This is a genomic window from Pseudomonas sp. L5B5 (genome assembly GCF_020520285.1).
In the GTDB taxonomy this organism is placed as follows: Bacteria; Pseudomonadota; Gammaproteobacteria; order Pseudomonadales; family Pseudomonadaceae; genus Aquipseudomonas.
This window is the reverse complement of record NZ_CP084742.1, coordinates 5,316,394-5,335,762: the sequence shown is the minus strand read 5'-3', so window position 1 is coordinate 5,335,762 and position 19,369 is coordinate 5,316,394. Positions and strand designations below refer to the sequence as shown.

At 61.4% G+C, this 19,369-nt stretch carries 16 protein-coding genes and 2 tRNA genes; 14 read left to right on the top strand and 4 right to left on the bottom strand.

Going from position 1 to position 19,369, the window contains the following annotated elements; all coding sequences use genetic code 11:
* The 9 genes from lolB to LGQ10_RS24415 all read left to right on the top strand — a co-directional run bounded on the left by lolB (position 1) and on the right by LGQ10_RS24415 (position 8,059).
* On the top strand, positions 1-618 hold the full coding sequence (lolB, locus tag LGQ10_RS24455) for a lipoprotein insertase outer membrane protein LolB (protein ID WP_226523456.1): 618 nt from the start codon (positions 1-3) through the stop codon (positions 616-618).
* A gap of 1 nt (position 619) precedes the next feature.
* A complete protein-coding gene (gene ispE, locus LGQ10_RS24450; RefSeq protein ID WP_226523455.1) occupies positions 620-1,471 on the top strand; it encodes a 4-(cytidine 5'-diphospho)-2-C-methyl-D-erythritol kinase in 852 nt (283 codons plus the stop codon).
* A 36-nt stretch (positions 1,472-1,507) separates the two neighbouring features.
* Positions 1,508-1,582, top strand: a tRNA-Gln gene (locus LGQ10_RS24445).
* Positions 1,583-1,630: 48 nt separating this feature from the next.
* Positions 1,631-2,572: a ribose-phosphate pyrophosphokinase gene (locus LGQ10_RS24440; RefSeq protein ID WP_003171603.1), complete on the top strand. Its 942-nt coding sequence runs from the start codon at positions 1,631-1,633 to the stop codon at positions 2,570-2,572.
* Positions 2,573-2,711: 139 nt separating this feature from the next.
* Positions 2,712-3,311 carry a 50S ribosomal protein L25/general stress protein Ctc gene (locus LGQ10_RS24435; protein WP_058436351.1) on the top strand — a complete coding sequence of 200 codons (600 nt, stop codon included), beginning with the start codon at positions 2,712-2,714 and terminating at the stop codon, positions 3,309-3,311.
* Positions 3,312-3,480: 169 nt separating this feature from the next.
* The gene (pth, locus tag LGQ10_RS24430) at positions 3,481-4,065 is read left to right on the top strand and encodes an aminoacyl-tRNA hydrolase (RefSeq protein WP_041119850.1); all 585 of its coding nucleotides are present in this window, start codon (positions 3,481-3,483) and stop codon (positions 4,063-4,065) included.
* 22 nt (positions 4,066-4,087) lie between these two features.
* Positions 4,088-5,188 carry a redox-regulated ATPase YchF gene (gene ychF, locus LGQ10_RS24425; RefSeq protein WP_058436352.1) on the top strand — a complete coding sequence of 367 codons (1,101 nt, stop codon included), beginning with the start codon at positions 4,088-4,090 and terminating at the stop codon, positions 5,186-5,188.
* A gap of 277 nt (positions 5,189-5,465) precedes the next feature.
* The gene (locus LGQ10_RS24420) at positions 5,466-6,398 is read left to right on the top strand and encodes a LysR family transcriptional regulator (protein ID WP_226523454.1); all 933 of its coding nucleotides are present in this window, start codon (positions 5,466-5,468) and stop codon (positions 6,396-6,398) included.
* 338 nt (positions 6,399-6,736) lie between these two features.
* The gene (locus LGQ10_RS24415; RefSeq protein WP_226523453.1) at positions 6,737-8,059 is read left to right on the top strand and encodes an OprO/OprP family phosphate-selective porin; all 1,323 of its coding nucleotides are present in this window, start codon (positions 6,737-6,739) and stop codon (positions 8,057-8,059) included.
* Positions 8,060-8,119: 60 nt separating this feature from the next.
* On the opposite strand, the gene LGQ10_RS24410 is transcribed toward LGQ10_RS24415, so the two are convergent.
* Complete coding sequence (locus LGQ10_RS24410) at positions 8,120-10,174, bottom strand: TonB-dependent receptor domain-containing protein (protein ID WP_226523452.1); 2,055 nt, start codon at positions 10,172-10,174, stop codon at positions 8,120-8,122.
* A gap of 191 nt (positions 10,175-10,365) precedes the next feature.
* Positions 10,366-11,553 (bottom strand): 4-hydroxybenzoate 3-monooxygenase, encoded by a 1,188-nt coding sequence (gene pobA, locus LGQ10_RS24405; protein WP_226523451.1) that lies wholly within the window; start codon positions 11,551-11,553, stop codon positions 10,366-10,368.
* 194 nt (positions 11,554-11,747) lie between these two features.
* Between pobA and LGQ10_RS24400 the strand changes: the two genes are divergently transcribed.
* Positions 11,748-12,638 (top strand): helix-turn-helix domain-containing protein, encoded by an 891-nt coding sequence (locus LGQ10_RS24400; protein WP_226523450.1) that lies wholly within the window; start codon positions 11,748-11,750, stop codon positions 12,636-12,638.
* 57 nt (positions 12,639-12,695) lie between these two features.
* Here LGQ10_RS24400 and LGQ10_RS24395 read toward each other — a convergent pair whose 3' ends face one another.
* Positions 12,696-13,913, bottom strand: a complete 1,218-nt coding sequence (locus LGQ10_RS24395; RefSeq protein WP_226523449.1) for an MFS transporter — start codon at positions 13,911-13,913, stop codon at positions 12,696-12,698.
* 255 nt (positions 13,914-14,168) lie between these two features.
* Here LGQ10_RS24395 and LGQ10_RS24390 point away from each other — a divergent pair.
* From LGQ10_RS24390 to LGQ10_RS24380, 3 genes are all read left to right on the top strand, one after another.
* Positions 14,169-14,245 (top strand) — tRNA-Met (locus LGQ10_RS24390).
* 180 nt (positions 14,246-14,425) lie between these two features.
* Positions 14,426-15,265, top strand: coding sequence for a 5'-nucleotidase, lipoprotein e(P4) family (locus tag LGQ10_RS24385; protein WP_226523448.1), 840 nt, complete (start codon positions 14,426-14,428; stop codon positions 15,263-15,265).
* 118 nt (positions 15,266-15,383) lie between these two features.
* Positions 15,384-16,073, top strand: a complete 690-nt coding sequence (locus LGQ10_RS24380) for a hypothetical protein (protein ID WP_226523447.1) — start codon at positions 15,384-15,386, stop codon at positions 16,071-16,073.
* Between the two features lie 60 nt (positions 16,074-16,133).
* On the opposite strand, the gene LGQ10_RS24375 is transcribed toward LGQ10_RS24380, so the two are convergent.
* Complete coding sequence (locus LGQ10_RS24375) at positions 16,134-17,126, bottom strand: cytochrome-c peroxidase (protein WP_226523446.1); 993 nt, start codon at positions 17,124-17,126, stop codon at positions 16,134-16,136.
* Positions 17,127-17,338: 212 nt separating this feature from the next.
* Between LGQ10_RS24375 and ggt the strand changes: the two genes are divergently transcribed.
* The gene (gene ggt, locus LGQ10_RS24370; RefSeq protein WP_226523445.1) at positions 17,339-19,174 is read left to right on the top strand and encodes a gamma-glutamyltransferase; all 1,836 of its coding nucleotides are present in this window, start codon (positions 17,339-17,341) and stop codon (positions 19,172-19,174) included.
* Positions 19,175-19,369 lie beyond the last annotated feature (195 nt).

Sequence of the window (19,369 nt, the reverse complement as noted above, 5' to 3'; positions counted from 1 at the left end):
ATGCTTTTGCGCCATTTCATCGTTTTCAGCTTCATCGCCCTGCTGGCCGGTTGCGCCGGCTTCGGCGCCCGCGAGTCCGTCCAGGGCCAGGGCAACCCGGCGCAATGGCGCCAGCACAAGGACCAGTTGAGCGGCCTCGACGGCTGGCAGATCAACGGCAAGATCGGCATTCGCGCCCCCAAGGACTCAGGCAGCGGCACGCTGTTCTGGCTGCAACGCCAGGACTACTACGACATCCGCCTGTCCGGCCCGCTGGGCCGTGGGGCCGCACGCCTGACCGGCCGCCCGGGCCAGGTCAGCCTGGAAGTGGCCAACCAGGGTCGCTACGAAGCCAGCAGCCCGGAGCTGCTGCTGGAAGAACAACTGGGCTGGAAACTGCCGGTGTCTCACCTGGCCTGGTGGGTGCGCGGTTTGCCCGCGCCCAATAGCAAGAGCCGCCTGACCCTGGATGGCGACAGCCACCTGGCGACCCTGGAACAGGACGGCTGGCAAGTGGAATACGGCAGTTACACGCAACAGAACGGCTACTGGTTGCCCGAGCGCATCAAGCTGCACGGCAGCGACCTTGACGTCACCCTGGTGATCAAGGAATGGCAACCACGCAAGCTGGGCCAATGACATGAGCGCGGAAAAACTGACACTGCCCTCCCCGGCCAAGCTCAACCTGATGCTGCATATCCTGGGACGTCGCGAAGACGGTTATCACGAACTGCAGACCCTGTTCCAGTTCCTCGACTACGGTGACGAAATCACCTTCGCGGTACGTGATGACGGGCTGATCCGCCTGCATACCGCGCTCGAAGGCGTGCCCCACGACAGCAACCTGATCGTCAAGGCCGCGAAAAAACTCCAGGAACAATCCGGCTGCAGGCTGGGCATCGACATCTGGATCGACAAGATCCTGCCCATGGGCGGCGGTATCGGTGGCGGCAGCTCCAATGCCGCCACGACCCTGCTCGGCCTCAACCACCTCTGGCAACTGGGCTGGGACGAAGACCGCCTGGCAGCACTGGGCCTGACCCTGGGTGCCGATGTACCGGTGTTCGTGCGCGGGCATGCGGCATTCGCCGAGGGCGTGGGGGAAAAACTCAGCCCTGAATACCCAGAGGAACCCTGGTACCTGGTGCTGGTCCCGCAAGTCTCTGTAAGTACAGCAGAAATTTTTTCCGATCCGCTGTTGACACGTGACACCGCGCCCATTAAAGTGCGCCCCGTTCCCAAGGGAAACAGCAGAAATGACTGCCTTCAGGTAGTTGCAAGGCATTATCCAGAAGTACGTAACGCATTGAATTTGCTAGGTAAATTTACCGAAGCAAAACTGACTGGAACTGGAAGTTGTGTGTTTGGGGGCTTCCCAAGCAAAGCTGAAGCTGATAAAGTCTCGGCCCTTCTTACAGAGACCCTTACAGGGTTTGTAGCAAAAGGAAGCAACGTTTCGATGTTGCATCGCAAGCTGCAAAGTCTGCTCTAAAGGAACCGAATGCCAGGCATTCGAAGCAACAGATACAGGGGCGTCGCCAAGCGGTAAGGCAGCAGGTTTTGATCCTGCCATGCGTTGGTTCGAATCCAGCCGCCCCTGCCATTTTCCTTATACTCATCCAGGTATACCCTCAGCCTTCAGGTACTGCGCGTGTCCAAGATGATGGTCTTTACGGGGAACGCTAACCCCGATCTGGCTCGGCGTGTCGTACGTCAGCTGCATATCCCTCTCGGTGACATTTCTGTTGGAAAATTTTCCGACGGCGAAATTACTGCCGAGATCAATGAAAATGTCCGCGGTAAAGACGTCTTCATTATTCAGCCGACCTGCGCTCCGACCAACGATAACCTGATGGAACTCGTCGTGATGGCTGATGCCTTCCGCCGCTCCTCAGCCACTCGTATCACTGCTGTTATTCCTTATTTTGGTTATGCCCGTCAGGATCGCCGTCCGCGCTCCGCACGTGTGGCCATCAGCGCGAAAGTCGTGGCTGACATGCTCACCGTAGTCGGCATCGACCGTGTTCTCACGGTTGACCTGCACGCAGACCAGATTCAGGGTTTCTTCGATATTCCGGTAGATAACATCTACGGTTCCCCAGTTCTGGTGGACGATATCGAAGACCAGCGTTTCGAAAACCTGATGATCGTCTCTCCGGACATCGGCGGCGTCGTGCGTGCACGTGCAGTGGCCAAGTCCCTGGGTGTGGATCTCGGGATCATCGACAAGCGTCGTGAGAAAGCCAATCACTCCGAAGTGATGCATATCATCGGCGACGTCGAAGGACGCACCTGCATTCTGGTCGACGACATGGTCGATACCGCCGGCACCCTGTGCCATGCGGCCAAGGCCCTGAAAGAACACGGCGCCGCCAAGGTCTTCGCCTACTGCACACACCCTGTGCTGTCGGGTCGGGCCATCGAGAACATTGAAAATTCCGTGCTGGACGAACTGGTGGTGACCAACACCATCCCGCTGTCCGCAGCAGCACAAGCCTGTGCACGTATCCGCCAACTGGATATCGCACCGGTAGTTGCCGAAGCGGTTCGCCGTATCAGCAACGAAGAATCGATCAGCGCGATGTTCCGCTAGGGGTTCACCCCAGGCAGAACACCTCGATGACGAAAAGCGCCCCGTCCCAACCTGTGTTGGGACGGGGCTTTTTTGCCCATATCGCCTTTAGCGCTGGTCGCAAACGCTAGGGCGAGTGTGGTTATTTTGGAGATACAACATGAACGATTTTACTCTGAATGCTGAAGTGCGTTCCGACCTGGGGAAAGGTGCGAGCCGCCGCCTGCGTCGTCTCGCTAGCCTGGTTCCAGCTGTAGTTTACGGTGGCGACAAAGCCCCTGAATCCATCAGCATGCTGGCCAAAGAAGTTGCCAAGCTGCTGGAAAACGAAGCTGCCTACAGCCACATCATCGAACTGAACGTCGGTGGCACCAAGCAGAACGTCGTGATCAAGGCCCTGCAACGTCACCCGGCCAAAGGCCACGTGCTGCACGCTGACTTTGTTCGCGTGGTTGCTGGTCAGAAACTGACCGCCATCGTTCCAGTGCACTTCATCAACGAAGCTGCACCTGTGAAGAAAGGCGGCGAGATCTCCCACGTAGTGTCGGAAATCGAAGTTTCCTGCCTGCCAAAAGATCTGCCTGAGTTCATCGAAGTCGACCTGGCTGACGCTGAAATCGGCACCATCGTTCACCTGTCCAACCTCAAGGCCCCTAAAGGCGTTGAGTTCGTGGCCCTGGCACACGGCAACGACCTGGCAGTAGCCAACGTCCACGCTCCACGTGTTGCTCCAGAAGCTGCTGAAGGCGCTGCAGAGTAATTTCACTCTGACGCCGGAGTAGCGGAAACATCGCGGACAGTGACGTAGCGAGAAAGCGGGCGAGAACGCGAAGTTTACGCATCATGGTAAATGAGCATTTGTCGTCCACTTTCGCCGCTGCCAACCTGCGCGGCGATGTTGTCCACCACTCCAGAGAAGGGCCCCTATCGTGACTGCCATCAAACTGATCGTTGGCCTGGGTAATCCAGGCACCGAATACGAACAGACCCGGCATAACGCAGGGGCCCTTTTTGTTGAGCGCATCGCCGAAAAACAAGGTGTCAACCTTGTGGCCGATCGCAAGTATTTCGGCCTGACCGGGCGTTTCAGTCACCAGGGTCAGGATATTCGTCTGTTGATTCCCACCACGTACATGAACCGCAGCGGCCAGGCCGTGGCGGCGCTTGCCGGTTTCTTCCGCATCAAGCCCGAAGAAATCCTGGTGGCCCACGACGAACTAGACTTGCCTCCCGGCGTCGCCAAGCTCAAGACCGGCGGCGGACACGGCGGGCACAACGGACTGCGCGACATCATCGCGCAGCTCGGCAATCAGAATACCTTTCACCGCCTGCGGCTCGGCATCGGCCACCCGGGCGTCGCCAGCATGGTTTCAAACTTTGTCCTGGGTCGTGCGCCGCGCGCCGAACAGGAGAAACTCGACGCCAGCATCGATTTTGCCCTCGGCGTGCTGCCGGATATCTTCGCCGGTGAATGGAACCGTGCGATGAAAAACCTGCACAGCCAGAAGGCCTGACTCTTATCCGAGGGGAAACACCATGGGATTCAATTGCGGCATCGTCGGCCTGCCCAACGTCGGCAAGTCCACCCTGTTCAACGCCCTGACCAAGTCTGGTATCGCGGCAGAGAACTTCCCCTTCTGCACCATCGAGCCCAATAGCGGCATCGTGCCAATGCCCGACCAGCGCCTCGACGCCCTGGCCGAGATCGTCAAGCCGAACCGCGTGCTGCCGACCACCATGGAGTTCGTCGACATCGCAGGCCTGGTAGCCGGTGCATCCAAGGGTGAAGGCCTGGGCAACAAGTTCCTCGCCAACATCCGCGAGACCGATGCCATCGCCCACGTGGTGCGCTGCTTCGAAGACGAGAACGTGATCCACGTCTCCAACAGCGTCGACCCCAAGCGCGACATCGAGATCATCGACCTGGAACTGATCTTCGCCGACCTCGACAGCTGCGAGAAACAACTGCAGAAGGTCGCGCGCAACGCCAAGGGTGGCGACAAGGAAGCCCTGGCGCAGAAAGCCATTCTCGAGAAGCTGATCCCGCACTTCACCGAAGGCAAGCCGGCTCGCAGCCTGATGAAGAACATGGCTGACGACGAAAAGACCGTGATCCGTGGTTTCCACTTGCTGACCAGCAAGCCGGTGATGTACATCGCCAACGTGGCCGAGGACGGCTTCGAGAACAACCCGCACCTGGATGTGGTACGCGTCATCGCCGAAGAAGAGGGTGCCGTCGTGGTGCCGGTGTGCAACAAGATCGAGGCCGAGATCGCCGAGCTGGATGAAGGCGAAGAAAAGGACATGTTCCTCGAGGCCCTGGGCCTGGAAGAGCCTGGCCTGAATCGCGTGATCCGCGCCGGTTACGAACTGCTCAACCTGCAGACCTACTTCACCGCCGGCGTGCAGGAAGTACGTGCCTGGACCGTCCGCGTCGGTGCCACCGCACCACAGGCAGCGGGTGTGATCCACACTGACTTCGAAAAAGGTTTCATCCGCGCCGAAGTAGTGGCCTACAACGACTTCATCCAGTTCAAGGGTGAAGCCGGCGCCAAGGAAGCAGGTAAATGGCGCCTGGAAGGCAAGGAATACATCGTCAAGGACGGCGACGTGATGCACTTCCGCTTCAACGTCTGATCCCGCGCCAGATCCATCCGGACGACTCAAGCCCCCGTACATCCCCCAGGTGTACGGGGGTTTGTCTTTGTGCCCCGCCCTCCCCCGCCTTCTCGCTGCCTCTTGCCGAAAACCGACAGCCATTCACGGCCCGACATTACAGATAAGTAATGCCCCCGCGATGCTGGTGAAAGGCGGCGTTACGTATCCTTGTGCCTCAATCTCCACTCGGGAGCCGGACATGGGGCAGCGAATGGCCATGCCCGTTTACCCGCGCAATGCCGGTTAGGGTCCATGGATGACAGCTGAAGACCAGCGCATCGATACGCAGTCGATCGATACACACTCTGCTCAATACTTTCTGGTCAGTGCGCGTTGTGCTTCGTTCAAACAGGCGGCCCGCAGCTTGAACATCAGTGCCGCGGTGTTGCGCAAGAAGCTGCTGGTGCTGGAACGTCTCATCGGCACACCGTTGTTCCTTTATCAGGACAACAGGCTGAGCCTGACCCTGGTGGGCAAACGCCTGCAAAAAAGCCTCGTCAATCGACAGGGTGAAGGGCTGCCGGCCAAGGTCGATAGCCCCCGCCAGGCCACAGTGGTGATCGCCGTGGTGGATGTTCTGCTGCGAGACATTCTCGCGCGGGACCTGATTGCCTTCCTGCGCCGTAATGCCGCCTCACGCCTGGAACTGATTCCCCTGCACGGTGCGCCTTCGAGCAAGGCCGATATCATGCTGTGGCTGGCCGATCCGGGCAGCCCGCGCCCGGACCCTGGCTTCGCCACCACCCAGCCTCTTCGACTGGCGCAAGTCCAGTATTCGCCTCATCTGGCCAAGCGTTATGCGCCCAAGGCCGCACTGCCCAGATGCCTGGAACAGCTGGACGACTACATGCTGGTCCAGCTCAGCAGCCACAATGGCCTGCCCGCCCTCGAGCCCTGGAACCGCCTGATACGCCGCCGCGCCAACGGCATCGCACAAACCAGCGATCCTCACCTGGCATTGGAGCTGATCAAGAACAGCGCCTGTATTGGCCTGTTACCTGACTACATCACTCAGGTGGACAGGACGCTGGTTCGGCTGCCACACCTGTTCGATATCCCGCTGGTGCAATACGCCTGGCTCACTACCCACGCGCAAGCGGCCTCACGCACCGAGGTCAGGGCGCTGGTGGAACTGATTCAACGAACCTTCGCCAACCGTCGCGAGTGGTTCACCTCAAAAAGTCCTTGAGCAAAACCCGCTCGTCCACATCAACGGCGCCCTTCACGCGAGCTGCATTGGCATCGACCTGATCGGCTAGCCCTTAAGGGTGGTCCGGACACTGGAGCCTGTGACTCTTATCTTTAATGCTTCTGACATATTCAAGGATTGTTCACGTCCTGCTCCCGACAGGCCGCATCCCTTGAAAAACCTGGATCGAAACAGCCAGCCAGATGAGCCAGGCTTGAACGGCATGAAAACGTCACGCAAATGAACAAAAACCTTCATGTCCGCTGACAACTATCCGCCCAGCCAGCCGGTTCAGGCATGGCCAACCAACGCACAAAGAGAACGGACGGGAGAGCAGCATGTCGGTCAGAACCATCGGAAACACACCCGGCTATGGAGTACTTTTCGGCCTGCTGGGCATGGCAACCACCCTCACCACGCATGCAGGCACAGTCACCACCGACGGCGCCGATATCGTGGTGAAAACCAAGGGCGGCCTTGAAGTGGCCACGACCGACAAGGCGTTCAGCTTCAAGCTGGGCGGGCGCCTGCAGGCGGACTATGGTCGCTTCGACGGTTACTACACCCGCAACGGCAATGGCGCGGACGCCGCGTACTTTCGCCGCGCCTACCTGGAGTTCGGTGGCACGGCCTACCGGGACTGGAAATACCAGGTCAACTACGACCTCTCGCGCAACGTCGGCAATGACAGCACCGGTTACTTCGATGAGGCAGCCGTCACCTACGTGGGCTTCGACCCGGTGAACCTGAAGATCGGGCGCTTCTACACCGATTTCGGCCTGGAGAAAGCCACCAGCTCCAAATGGGTGACCGCACTGGAACGCAACCTCTCCTATGACGCCGCCGAGTGGGTGAATGACAACAGCGGCATGGGTATCCAGGCCAACAGCGTGGTGGGCAAGCTCGCCTATCTGTCCGCCAGTGTGTTCAGCGAGAACAACAACGATACCGATGGCGACAGCGTCAAACGCTACAACCTGCGTGGCGTGTTCGCGCCCTGGCATGAACCGGGCAACGTACTGCACCTGGGGTTGCAATACGCCTACCGGGATCTCAAGGACAGCGCCGTCGACACCCGCATTCGTTCCCGCATGGGCGTACGCGGGGTGGACACCAATGGCGGCAACAGTGCTGGCAGCAATGGCAACCGCGTGGTGTTCGGCGGTAGCACTGCCCAATCAGGATTGTGGAAGGGCGATTCGGTGTGGGGACTCGAAGGAGCGTGGGCGCTGCAGGCCTTTTCCATCCAGGCCGAATATCTGCGGCGTACGCTCAAGGCCGATACAGCGGCCAATGACATCAAGACCTCGGGTTACTACACACAACTGGCCTACACCCTCACTGGCGAGCCGAGGATCTACAAGCTCGATGGCGCCAAGTTCGACACCATCAAACCACAGGACAAAGCCTTCGGCGCCTGGGAGCTGTTCTATCGTTACGACGCAATGAAGGTCGAGGATGACAACCTGGTTGCCAGCAGCGCAGTGCGCCAGGTGGGTGATGCCCAGGGCAAGACCCACACCCTCGGGGTCAACTGGTATGCCAGCGAAGCCGTGAAACTCAGCGCCAACTACATCAAGGCCAGTACCAACAACACCAGCAACACCGTGGGTGACGACACCGGCCAGGGCCTGGTCATGCGCCTGCAATACGTGTTCTAGCCAGGCAACCCGGCCAGCGGAGGCTCATTGCCAGGCAACGAGACTCGGCTGGCCACGACCTCAGAAGTAGGTGGTCGCCCCCGCGAAGAATGCCCTGCCGGGCACATAGAACGTGGTCGAGCCATCGCGCAGATCCTTGTCCAGCAGGTTCTGTACCCCGCCATTCAAGGTCAGCCATTTGGTCAACGCCAGGTTCGCCGTCAGATCGTAGGTGGTGTAGGACTGGACGAAATCATTGCCCAGCCCCCGCTGCTTGCCGACATGTTGCGCCGACAGCTCGGTGCTCAGCCGATCGTTGACCTGCCAGTCCAGTGCGCTGAACAGCGACAGCTTGGGCGTACTGATCAGGTCCTCGCCGGTGGACAGGTTGCGGCTTTCCAGCATGTAGGTGGCGTTGGTGCGCCAGTTTACCGAGTCGCCCAAGGGGATCCGGGTCGTGCCTTCCCAGCCACGGGTCCGGGCCTTGTCGACGTTTTCCAGCATGGTCCACCAGCGACCCTGGAACTTGCCCAACGGGCCGTACTCGATCTTGTCGGTGAAGTCGGTATGGAAGTAGGTCAGGCCCAGCTCCCAATCGTCATGGTTGAAGGACACCCCAATCTCTTTGTTGGTACTGGTCTCCGGCGTCAGGTCCGGATTACCAGCCATCCAGCAGCTCCCCCGTTCATATCCCAGGGGTTTGAGCGAACCGCAACCACGACCACCGGATTCAGTGGCTGCACCGGCGCTGCCTTCCTTCAGGCTTGGCGCACGAAAGCCCTTGGATATCCCGCCCCGCACCGTCCAGTCCGAATGCGGGTGATAGACCACGTAGGCCCGCGGGCTGTTGTGATTGCCATATTTGTCGCTGTGGTCGAAGCGGTTGCCCAGGGTCAGGGACAGGTTGTCCAGGAGGAACAGCTCATCCTCGATGAAAGCCGCCGAGTAGTCGCCCTTCAGGGTCGAACCACTGACTGGCGCGCCCTTGTAGTCCACCGGCACCGTGCCCAGGGTGTCGGTGTTGGTGAGCTCCTCGCGCTTCCATTGCCCACCGACGGTCAGGCGCTGGTCCACCAGCAACTCGAACGGTATGTTCAGGCTGCCCTCGACGATCTTCTCCTCGGAGCTGGCCTTGCCCCAGTCGATATCGTTGCGGTACTTGTTCAGGTAGGCATCGAGTTTCGAGGTGCCGAAACCCCACTCCCCCACATGGGACAGGATGTAGCTGTCACGGGTCAGCCGGCTGGGGCCGAAAGCCCCGCCAATGGTTTCATCCCAATCGCCAAAGGTTTTCTTTGAGGACCAGGAGCGTTCTACCCCGTGCACAGCCTCGAACGACAGGCTCTGTTCATCGTTGATCTGCCAATCCAGCAAGGCATTCAGACTCTGGTCCTTGGAACCCCCGGCCCCATCGCCGTACATGTATTCACCTTGGGCATCGAGGCGGGCATCCACTTCATCCGCCGCCCGACGGGTCACGTTGGCCCCCAGGCGCAGCCCCAGGGATTCGGTCAACGGACCGGACAGGTTGGCGCTGTATTGGGTGCTCTGGCCACGGTCGGAATCCTTGGGCACCGTGATGTTGGTGCTGGCCGAACCGCTCCAGGCTCGCGAGACCTTGCGGGTGATGATGTTGATCACCCCGCCCATGGCATCCGAGCCATAGAGCGAGGACATCGGCCCGCGAACGATCTCGATGCGCTCGATCATGTTCGGCGAGATCCAGTTCAGGTCCTGGCGCGCCAGGTCCCGACGGTAGCTGATATCGCCGGAACTGCCGACGCGCTTGCCATCCACCAGGATCAGCGTGTACTTGTCGTCCAGCCCCCGCAGCTTGATCTTCGACTGCTCGCCCACCGGGCCGAAACCACCGGTCACGCCCGGTACCCGGCGCAGCAGGGTGTTGAGGTCATAGACCGGCTGGCGTTCGATTTCCTCACGGGTGATGACGCTGACGCTGGCCGGCGCATCCTTCAGGTCGGTGGCGCCGCCAGTGGCCGTGACAAAGGCGGTATCGAGCTCGAGCGGCGCCGGCTTGGGGTCTTCACCGACCTCGCCGGCCTGTGCCAGCGGGCCGAGCAGACCGACGCCAGCACTGAACAGAAGGGAGTTGAACAGGCAGGAACTGACTTTCATTACACGCGATCCTTGTCGATCCAATGCACCTTAACGGTGCGCTAAGGGAGAGGGGGACCGGAGTGTAATACTAACGATTATCATTTAGATACGAGAAAATTACAGAACCGACATATTCGGGCGTGTCTCAAACATCGTCGTCCAAGCGGCCATCCCTGCAAGCAAAACGTGATGGCTGCAGCGTCGATGATTCAGCCCACTTCCTCATAAGGCAGGCCCACATAGTTCTCGGCAATGCTCACCAGACCCGCGTGGGAGTTGAGGAAATACTCGCGGTCGGCCTGCTGCATCTTGTGTGCCCAGGCATCCTGATGCTCGCCGAAATCATGCAGCAGGTTGGTCATGAACCAGCTGAACCGCTCGCCTTTCCAGACCCGGCGCAGTGCCAGTTCGGAATACCTTGGCAGCAGATCGAGGCGCCCTTCCCGATAGACCTTGACCAGGATGCGATACAGGTAGTGCACATCGGACGCCGCCAGATTCAGGCCCTTGGCCCCGGTGGGCGGGACGATGTGAGCCGCGTCCCCCACCAGGAACAGCTTGCCGTGCTGCATGGGCTCCACCACATAGCTGCGCAGGGGTGCGATGCTCTTTTCCAGCGAGGGCCCGGTCACCAGTCGCTGCGCCAGCTCCTGCGGCAGGCGCATCTTGAGCTCCTGCCAGAAACGCTGGTCGGACCAGTCCTCGACCTGGTCTTGCAGCGGCACTTGCAGGTAGTAGCGACTGCGAGTCAGCGAGCGCTGGCTGCACAGGACAAAACCGTGGTCGTGCTGGGCATAGATCAGCTCATGACTCACCGGCGGGGTATCGGCCAGCAGGCCCAGCCAGCCGAAGGGGTATTCGCGTTCATAGTGCCTGAGCACGTCCTGGGGAATGCTCTGGCGCGCCACGCCATGAAAGCCGTCGCAACCGGCAATGTAGTCGCAGTCGATGCGCTGCTGCCGGCCGTCCTGTTCATAGGTGACGTAGGGGGATGCACCCTGCAGGTCATGGAGTTGCACATCATTGACCGAATAGAAGGTCGGCGCGCCGCAGGCTGCGCGGGCCTGCATCAGGTCGCGGGTGACTTCGGTCTGGCCGTAGACCATCACGGTCTTGCCACCAGTGAGGGCCTTGAGATCGATACGTACCCGCCGCCCGCCCAGCAGCAGCTCCACCCCTTCATGGACCAGGCCCTCGGCGTCCATGCGCCGGGCCACACCCGCCTCGCGCAGCAACTCCACCGTGCCTTGCTCCAGCACCCCGGCCCGGATGCGACCCAGGACGTAGTCCGGGGCCTGGCGCTCGAGAATCACCGTGTCGATACCAGCCTGGTGCAGCAATTGGCCCAACAGCAGTCCGGATGGGCCGGCACCGATAATCGCAACCTGAGTCTTCATTGTCGTCGTCTCACAGGGTGTTCCGATGCGGGCCACAGGCGTCGATCGGAATTTATGGTTATTGTTCTACCCCTGCATTTTTGCTGACAAAAATCGCAAAAAATGATGATAAACCGGTACAAAAATGCACTTTTACAAACAGCGTTCGATTATCGAGCAGCCCGTTCCCTCTCCTCGCCAAAGGTCCAGAGCCCATGAAAGCCAGCCTCTCCAGCATCCCGGTGTTCAAGCTCTACGGCGAGAGCCAGGCCTGGCCGACCCCCGACCTGCTGCACTGCGAATCCATCCCCAAGCGCAGCAGCCTGCATCATTGGGAGATCAAGGCGCACCGCCATGCCGACCTCTACCAGTTGCTGTACGTGCAACGCGGCCAGGCCCTGGTAGAGGTCGAAGGCCAGCGCCGGGAAGTGCAGGAGGCGGCGGTCCAGGTCATACCGCCGCTGATGGTCCATGGCTTCCAGTTCAGCGCCGATATCCAGGGCTACGTGCTGACCCTGGCGGCCCCTCTGGTCGTCCAGCTGGAAACGCAGTTGGGGGTTCCCCTGGCAGTGCTGGCGTCTTCTGGCTGCTACTCGGTGGGTCCCGACCGGCGCAGTCTCGACACCCTGTTCAAGACGCTGCTGCATGAGTACGAAGGCAGCGCCTCGGCCCGGGATCTGCTGCTGCAGTCACTGGTCAACGTGCTGATGATCTGGATCGCCCGCCGCGGTCAGCAGAACGCCATGCCCGGCAACCGCAACGAGCGCCACCAACAGTTGCTGGGGCATTTCATCAGGCTGGTGGAGCAGCACTACCGGGAACACCCCACAGTGGAATCCCTGGCCCACCGCATCGGCCTGTCCAGCGTGTACCTCAATACCCTGTGCCGTGAACTGGCCGGACAGACCGCCCTGCAGATCATCCATCAGCGCCTGATGCTGGAGGCCAGGCGCAACCTGGTGTACACCAATATCGGCATCAGCCAGCTCTCGGACCACCTGGGCTTCAGCGATCCGACCTACTTCTCGCGATTCTTCAAGCGCCTGGCTGGCCAGTCGCCCAACACCTTCAGGCAAGATGCCGCGCGCGCGCTCCAGGACCGCTGACTGGCCCACAAACGAAACGCCCGGGCATGGCCCGGGCGTGTTCGACAGCGCTTGGCCTCAGGCCTTGCGGGTCCTGGGCAGGAAGATCGCCAACACGCCGAACAGCGGCAGGAACGAGCACAGGAAATACACATGCTCGATGCCATGGAGATCCGCCAGGTGCCCCAGCAGCGCCGCACCGATGCCGCCAAAACCGAACATCAGGCCGAAGAATATCCCGGCGATCATGCCCACGTTGCCCGGCACCAGTTCCTGGGCGTAGACCACGATGGCCGAGAACGCCGAAGCCAGGATGAAACCGATCACCACGCTCAGCACGCTGGTCCAGAACAGGTCCACATGGGGCAGCAACAGGGTGAACGGCGCCACGCCGAGGATCGAGAACCAGATCACTGCCTTGCGCCCGATCCTGTCGCCAATGGGCCCGCCGAAGAAGGTCCCCGCCGCCACCGCCCCCAGGAACAGGAACAGATGCAGCTGCGAGCTGGCCACCGACAGGTCGAACTTCTCGATCAGGTAGAAGGTGAAATAGCTGGTGAAGCTGGCCATGTAGAAGTACTTGGAAAACACCAGCAGCCCCAGGACCACCAGGGCACTGATCACCCGCTGCTTCGACAGCCCGTGGGTGGCCGCCTGGCCCTGCTTGATCTTGTAAAGGCGCAAGTGGTTGGCGTACCAGCGACTGATCGCGTAGAGCACCACCAGGGCGAACAGCGCGAACAGGCCGAACCAGGCCACGTTGCCCTGGCCATAGGGAATGATGATCGCCGCCGCCAGCAGCGGGCCGAACGCGGTGCCGGCATTGCCGCCAACCTGAAAGCTCGACTGCGCCAGCCCGTAGCGCCCCCCGGAGGCCAGGCGCGCCACGCGTGAAGCTTCCGGGTGAAAGGTCGAGGAGCCGATGCCGATCAACCCGGAAGCCAGGAGGATCATGGCGAAACTGCCCACCTGGGACATCATCAAAATGCCCACCAGGGTGCAGATCATGCCCGCTGGCAGCAGGAACGGCTGGGGCCGACGGTCGGTGTAGTAGCCCACCCAGGGTTGCAACAGCGATGCCGTGAGCTGGAAGGTCAGGGTGATCAGCCCCACCTGGGTGAAGGTCAGGCCGTAGTTGGTCTTGAGCATCGGGTAGATCGCCGGCATCACCGCCTGGATCAGGTCGTTGATCAGGTGTGCCAGGGCCACCGCGCCGATGATGCGCAGGACCAGCGGGCTGCCTTGGGAAGCAGGAGAAGCCGTCGTTGCGACAGGCTGGGCATTGCTGATAGCCATAGGAGTTTTTCCGTACAACGGGTGGATGCACAGGGGCAGGTGCGTCAATGTGCCACTTTTGCGGGCACTGGCGCCATCCCCTTAGCTTGCTAACGACCCGATTCGCCCATGACATATCACGGTCTCCGGGGCCAGAACGGGAGCCCGGCAACCTTGCCGGCACGAGGGGTTTGGATAAGCGGTTGATAGCGTAGATATTTTTTTGAAAAAAACGCTTGACGCATTGCCGTTCCAAGCGAATAATGCGCGCCACTTGGCTACATAGCTCAGTTGGTTAGAGCATAGCATTCATAATGCTGGGGTCCGGGGTTCAAGTCCCTGTGTAGCCACCAAGTACTAAAAACGGCTTACCGCAAGGTAAGCCGTTTTTTTATGCCCGCGCAAAAGTACTCGGGATTACGCCTCATTGATCCAGAATCGCGACACCTGCATTGAGCCCCCGCCTGGTGTGAGATAGAACACCCGGGCAGTGTTCGTGAGAGCTGCGCAATCCTCACTTCTAGGGCTCGACCATGACAATAAAAACCACCGGGACTTCCCTCTCCCCCTGGCTCTTCTCGCTTCTGACCCTGACCTGTGCCCCGGCCTTCGCCGACCAGGCCAGCACCCCGCCTTCCAACCTGTTGACCGCCGCCGTGGCCTGGCGCCAGACCGCCGCCGAGTTCCAGGCCCTGTACTACCAGGGCTTCAATGTGGCCAGGATGCAATTGGACCGCGCCCTGCAGGAACGCAAGGACGGCGACCGCCCGCTGGCAATCATCAGCGACATCGACGACACCGTGCTCAGCAGCAACAGCTACTGGGGCTACCTGATCAATTCGGACAAGGAATTCTTCGACGACGCGGCCTGGGATCAGTGGGTGGCCGACAACGGCCCGGTCGCCACCCCGGGCGCGGTGGAGTTCCTCAAGTACGCCCAGTCCAAGGGCGTGGAGGTGTTCTACGTCACCAGTCGCGACCAGGGCGAAAAGACCTACGAATACGCCCTGGCCAACCTGCGCCACAACCAGCTGCCGTTCGCCGACGAGCAGCACCTGACGGTATATCGCGACAGCTCCAACAAGGAGCCACGCCAACAGGAAATCGCCAAGGGTCACAACGTGGTGGTGATGCTGGGCGACAACCTCAACGACTTCAAACGCAAGTACTACGTGGCAGACGTCAAGCAGCGCAGCAACCTGATGAGCGAAGACAAGGAGCAGTTCGGCCGCAAGTTCATCCTCTTCCCCAACCCCACCGACGGCCATTGGCTGAAGGCGATCTTCGGTGATTCCGAACCGCCGGCCACCCCGGAGAACCGCGCCAAGTTCAAGGCGGCCGCCGGAGCGAATGCCTGGCAGATGAAGCCCTGACAGAGTACCGCCGCATCGGCGCAGCGCTGGCCCGTAATAGCCAGTGTTGCGCCGCTCTCCCAGGAATGTCATAAACGCCCGCCCCTGCATTCAGGCAGGAACAAGGAGTCGGTTTTTCATGTGGGCAAGGATGACGTTGCTGTTGCTGATCTCGTGCGGGGTACTTGGGGCCTGCAGCGCGCCCGAGCCGATTCGATACCTGCCCGGCCGAGTCATCTACCGCATCGACGCATCGCGTTTCTTCGAGGTCGACCGAACCACCTTCAGGCTCTGCAACGGCACCTCACCGCTCATCGCCAGCAGTGGGGACATGGTGCACTACACCGACACCCGGCTCGGCATCCATACCCCGGTTGCGCCCTTTGGCTCGTTCAATGGCATCACCGTGCGTGGCAGTGGTACGCCATTGATGATCGATGCCGCCAACTCCAACTACCTGGTGATTCCGATTGCCCGGGGACCGGGTTTCAGTAAAGGCGGAGGGGGTTTGCCGCGCCTGTACTTTTCCCAGGATGCCGGGCGCACCTGGCTGCGCATCGCCGCTCCCATGTACCTGGAAAGCCCGGAGCGAACCTGGCTGACCGGTTCCCTCCTTTCGATCGAAGGCCCCTTCCTGCAAGGCGCCGCGCAGATCGACCTGTCCTTGAACTACGAGACGCTCAAGGACAATTCACCCTACTCGATGCTGTCTTATCCACAACGCTGGCAACGCACCGACAACCGCCTGACACCAGGCTACTTCGCGCCCCCGCACCAAGCCCCTATCGATGACCGGTTCAATTGCGCGACCGGTGACAGGCAAGGCTGACAGCGCCAGGGGCCAGGACCTCGGGATAAAAAAACCGCAGCGAGCTGCGGTTTTTCATGATCAGTTGAACGGCTGCGGACGTGGTGTCTGCGCCGAGGATGGCGGCAGCATCGGCAACTTGAAGTCCGGCTGATCGCCCGTCAGGGTTTCGAGGAAGGCAACGATCTGGCTGACCTCCTCAGTGCCCAGCTTGCGGCCCAGTTGCAGGCGGGCCATCACGTCCACCGCCTCTTCCAGCTTCCAGCAGGCACCGTCATGGAAGTAGGGATAGGTCAGTGCCACGTTGCGCAAGGTCGGCACCTTGAAGCGCATCCGATCGGCGTCCTTGCCGGTCAGCCCGGCGACGCCCTGGGCAGGATTCTTGGTCACGTACGGCTCGAGCATGCCCATCTTCTGGAACGAGGTGCCACCCACCGCCTCACCGTTGTGGCAGGCCACGCAGCCGATGGACTTGAACAACTGGTAGCCCTTCAGTGCAGTCGGGCTGATCGCCGCCTGGTCGCCCTTGAGCCAGCGGTCGAATGGTGCGTTGGGGGTCACCAGGGTGTCTTCGAAAGCGGCGATGGCGTTGGTGACATCGTCGAACTTGATGCCATCGTCGCCATAGACCTGCTTGAAGGAAGCACGGTACTGAGGGATGGAGCGCAGCACGTCCACCGCCAGGTCATGGGTGAAACCCATCTCCCCCGGGTTGGCGATGGGGCCACCCGCTTGCTCCTGGAGCGTGGCGGCGCGACCGTCCCAATACTGCGCAAAACTCAGCCCTGAGTTGAGCACCGTGGGCGAGTTGATCGGACCCTGGTGCCAGTTGTGGCCGATGGAAGTCGGCAGGTTGTCGCTGCCGCCCATGCTCAGGTTGTGACAGGAGTTGCAGGAAATGAAACCGGACTTGGACAGGCGCGGGTCGAAGAACAATTGCTTGCCCAGCTCCACCTTGTCGACATCCGTGATCTTCGCCGGCTGCACCGGCTGGATCGGTTCGCTGGGCGTCGCTCCCCACGCCTGGCTCCCCCACAGCAATCCGAAAACAAGCAACCACTTACTCGTGTACATGGCGTCCTCTCATCAGGCTTTATGGTTTGCGCCACCATGTGCCCAACGGGAGCCGGTTACCCTGATACAGGTCAATCGGTGCCGGCTGAAGCCGCGCAGCCGGTCGGTTCGGAACGGCATCCCCGGGCCAGCGAAGCCCAACGACACGCTTCACTGCTGTACATTGCCCCCACGGACGACACCTCAATTCCCCTGCGAACGGAGCTCAACGCGTGTTCTTGACCCTGCCCTCCCGTTACCGCCAACTGGCCAGCGTCGGCCTGATCGCCGCCGCCCTGGGCCTTGCCGCCTGCCACAACCCACCGGCCTCCACCGCCCTGCCGCCCGCTCCGGAAGTCGCTTCCGGCTACCGTACCGACATGCAGACCCGGCACGCCGCCCAGCACATGGCCGCCGCCGCCAACCCGCTGGCCGCCGAAGCCGGGCGCGAAATGCTGCGCAAGGGGGGCTCGGCCATCGATGCGGCGATCGCCATGCAGGCCGTGCTGACCCTGGTGGAGCCACAATCCTCGGGAATCGGCGGCGGCGCGATGATCGTGCTGTGGGACGGCAAGGCCGTGCGCACCTATGACGGCCGCGAAACCGCTCCGGCAGGCGCCACCGAGAAGCTGTTCCTGCAGGCCGACGGCAAGCCCATGCCCTTCCCCCAGGCGCAGATCGGTGGACGCTCGGTCGGCACCCCGGGCGTGTTGCGGGCCCTGGAAATGGCCCACCAGAAACACGGACGCCTGCCCTGGGCACAACTGTTCGAACCCGCGATCCGCCTGGCCGAACAAGGTTTCGCCATCTCGCCACGGCTGCACACCATGATCAGTTCCGACAGCGCCTTGCCCCGCTCGCCGGACATGGCCGCCTACTTCCTCAACGCCGATGGCACCCCCAAGGCCGTCGGTACCCTGCTGAAGAACCCGCAACTGGCCGCAGTGCTCAAGCGCATCGCCCAGGAAGGCCCGGACGCCCTGTACAAAGGCCCGGTAGCGGCGGAAATCGTCGCCAAGGTCCAGGGCCATGCCAACCCCGGCAGCCTGTCGCTCAATGACCTGCAAGGCTACCGCGCCAAGGAACGCGCGCCGCTGTGCAGCGACTACAAGCGCTGGCAGGTGTGCGGCATGCCACCGCCCTCTTCCGGCGGCGTGGCGGTGGCGCAGATCCTCGGTACCCTGCAAGCCCTGGAACAACGCGACCCGCGCTACACCCTGGCCAACCTCAAGCCGCAGAAAACCAACCTGCCCGCAGGCCTTGAGCCGGCGCCACAAGCAGTGCATCTGATCGCCGAAGCCGAGCGCCTGGCCTATGCCGACCGTGGCCTGTACGTGGCCGATAGCGACTTTGTGCCGGTGCCGGTGGCCGGCCTGATCGCCCCGGACTACCTGGCCAAGCGCGCCGCGCTGATTGGTGAGCGCAGCATCGTCAAGGCCGAACCGGGCAAGCCCCAGGGCATCCAGGTGGCCTACGCACCGGACCGTTCGCCGATGCGCATTTCCACCTCGCAAGTGGTCGCGGTGGATGACCAGGGCGGCGCCGTGTCCATGACCACCACGGTGGAAGCGGCCTTCGGCTCGCACCTGATGGTCCAGGGCTTCATGCTCAACAACCAGATGACCGACTTCTCCTTTATCCCCGAGGAAAACGGCCAACCGGTGGCCAACCGCGTCCAGCCGGGCAAGCGCCCGCGCTCCTCCATGGCCCCGACCCTGGTCTTCGACCGCGCCAGCGGTGAACTGCTGGCCAGCGTCGGCTCCCCCGGCGGCTCGCAGATCATCGAGTACGTGGCCAAGTCGGTGATCGGCATGCTCGATTGGAACCTCGACCCGCAAGCCGCCGTCGGCCTGCCCAACTTCGGCAGCCGCAACGGCCCCACCGAACTGGAACAGGGCCAGTTCAGCCCGGCGTTGAAACAGGCGCTGCAAGCCCAGGGCCATGAAGTGAACGAGATCGACATGACCAGCGGCACCCAGGCCATCGTTCGCGTGCGCGATGCCCAGGGCAAGGCATCCTGGGCCGGCGGCGCCGACCCACGGCGCGAAGGCGAAGCGCTGGGAGATTGAGGGCTTAGTAATGCACCCAAGGGCTGGCCGTGAGGCTGGCCCTTTTTTGTGGGCTGTGTCCCATCCTCAGCAGGGTCGCCCCGAGTTTCAGGTCATGCAAGAGGTGACATTGGGTGCATGGGTCACAAACAAGAATACGAATGGGCTGACTGGATATCAGGACTCCGGTCATTGGCGTTGCAAGTCCACGCTCCT

Bases quoted from the DNA above. Each gene is read 5' to 3' on its own strand.
- lolB (WP_226523456.1), top strand. From the start codon at position 1: ATGCTTTTGCGCCATTTCATCGTTTTCAGCTTCATCGCCCTGCTGGCC.
- LGQ10_RS24435 (WP_058436351.1), top strand. From the start codon at position 2,712: ATGAACGATTTTACTCTGAATGCTGAAGTGCGTTCCGACCTGGGGAAA.
- LGQ10_RS24380 (WP_226523447.1), top strand. From the start codon at position 15,384: ATGTGGGCAAGGATGACGTTGCTGTTGCTGATCTCGTGCGGGGTACTT.
- pobA (WP_226523451.1), bottom strand. From the start codon at position 11,553: ATGAAGACTCAGGTTGCGATTATCGGTGCCGGCCCATCCGGACTGCTG.
- LGQ10_RS24410 (WP_226523452.1), bottom strand. From the start codon at position 10,174: ATGAAAGTCAGTTCCTGCCTGTTCAACTCCCTTCTGTTCAGTGCTGGC.
- LGQ10_RS24400 (WP_226523450.1), top strand. From the start codon at position 11,748: ATGAAAGCCAGCCTCTCCAGCATCCCGGTGTTCAAGCTCTACGGCGAG.
- ispE (WP_226523455.1), top strand. From the start codon at position 620: ATGAGCGCGGAAAAACTGACACTGCCCTCCCCGGCCAAGCTCAACCTG.
- LGQ10_RS24420 (WP_226523454.1), top strand. From the start codon at position 5,466: ATGACAGCTGAAGACCAGCGCATCGATACGCAGTCGATCGATACACAC.
- ychF (WP_058436352.1), top strand. From the start codon at position 4,088: ATGGGATTCAATTGCGGCATCGTCGGCCTGCCCAACGTCGGCAAGTCC.
- LGQ10_RS24385 (WP_226523448.1), top strand. From the start codon at position 14,426: ATGACAATAAAAACCACCGGGACTTCCCTCTCCCCCTGGCTCTTCTCG.
- LGQ10_RS24415 (WP_226523453.1), top strand. From the start codon at position 6,737: ATGTCGGTCAGAACCATCGGAAACACACCCGGCTATGGAGTACTTTTC.
- LGQ10_RS24375 (WP_226523446.1), bottom strand. From the start codon at position 17,126: ATGTACACGAGTAAGTGGTTGCTTGTTTTCGGATTGCTGTGGGGGAGC.
- LGQ10_RS24395 (WP_226523449.1), bottom strand. From the start codon at position 13,913: ATGGCTATCAGCAATGCCCAGCCTGTCGCAACGACGGCTTCTCCTGCT.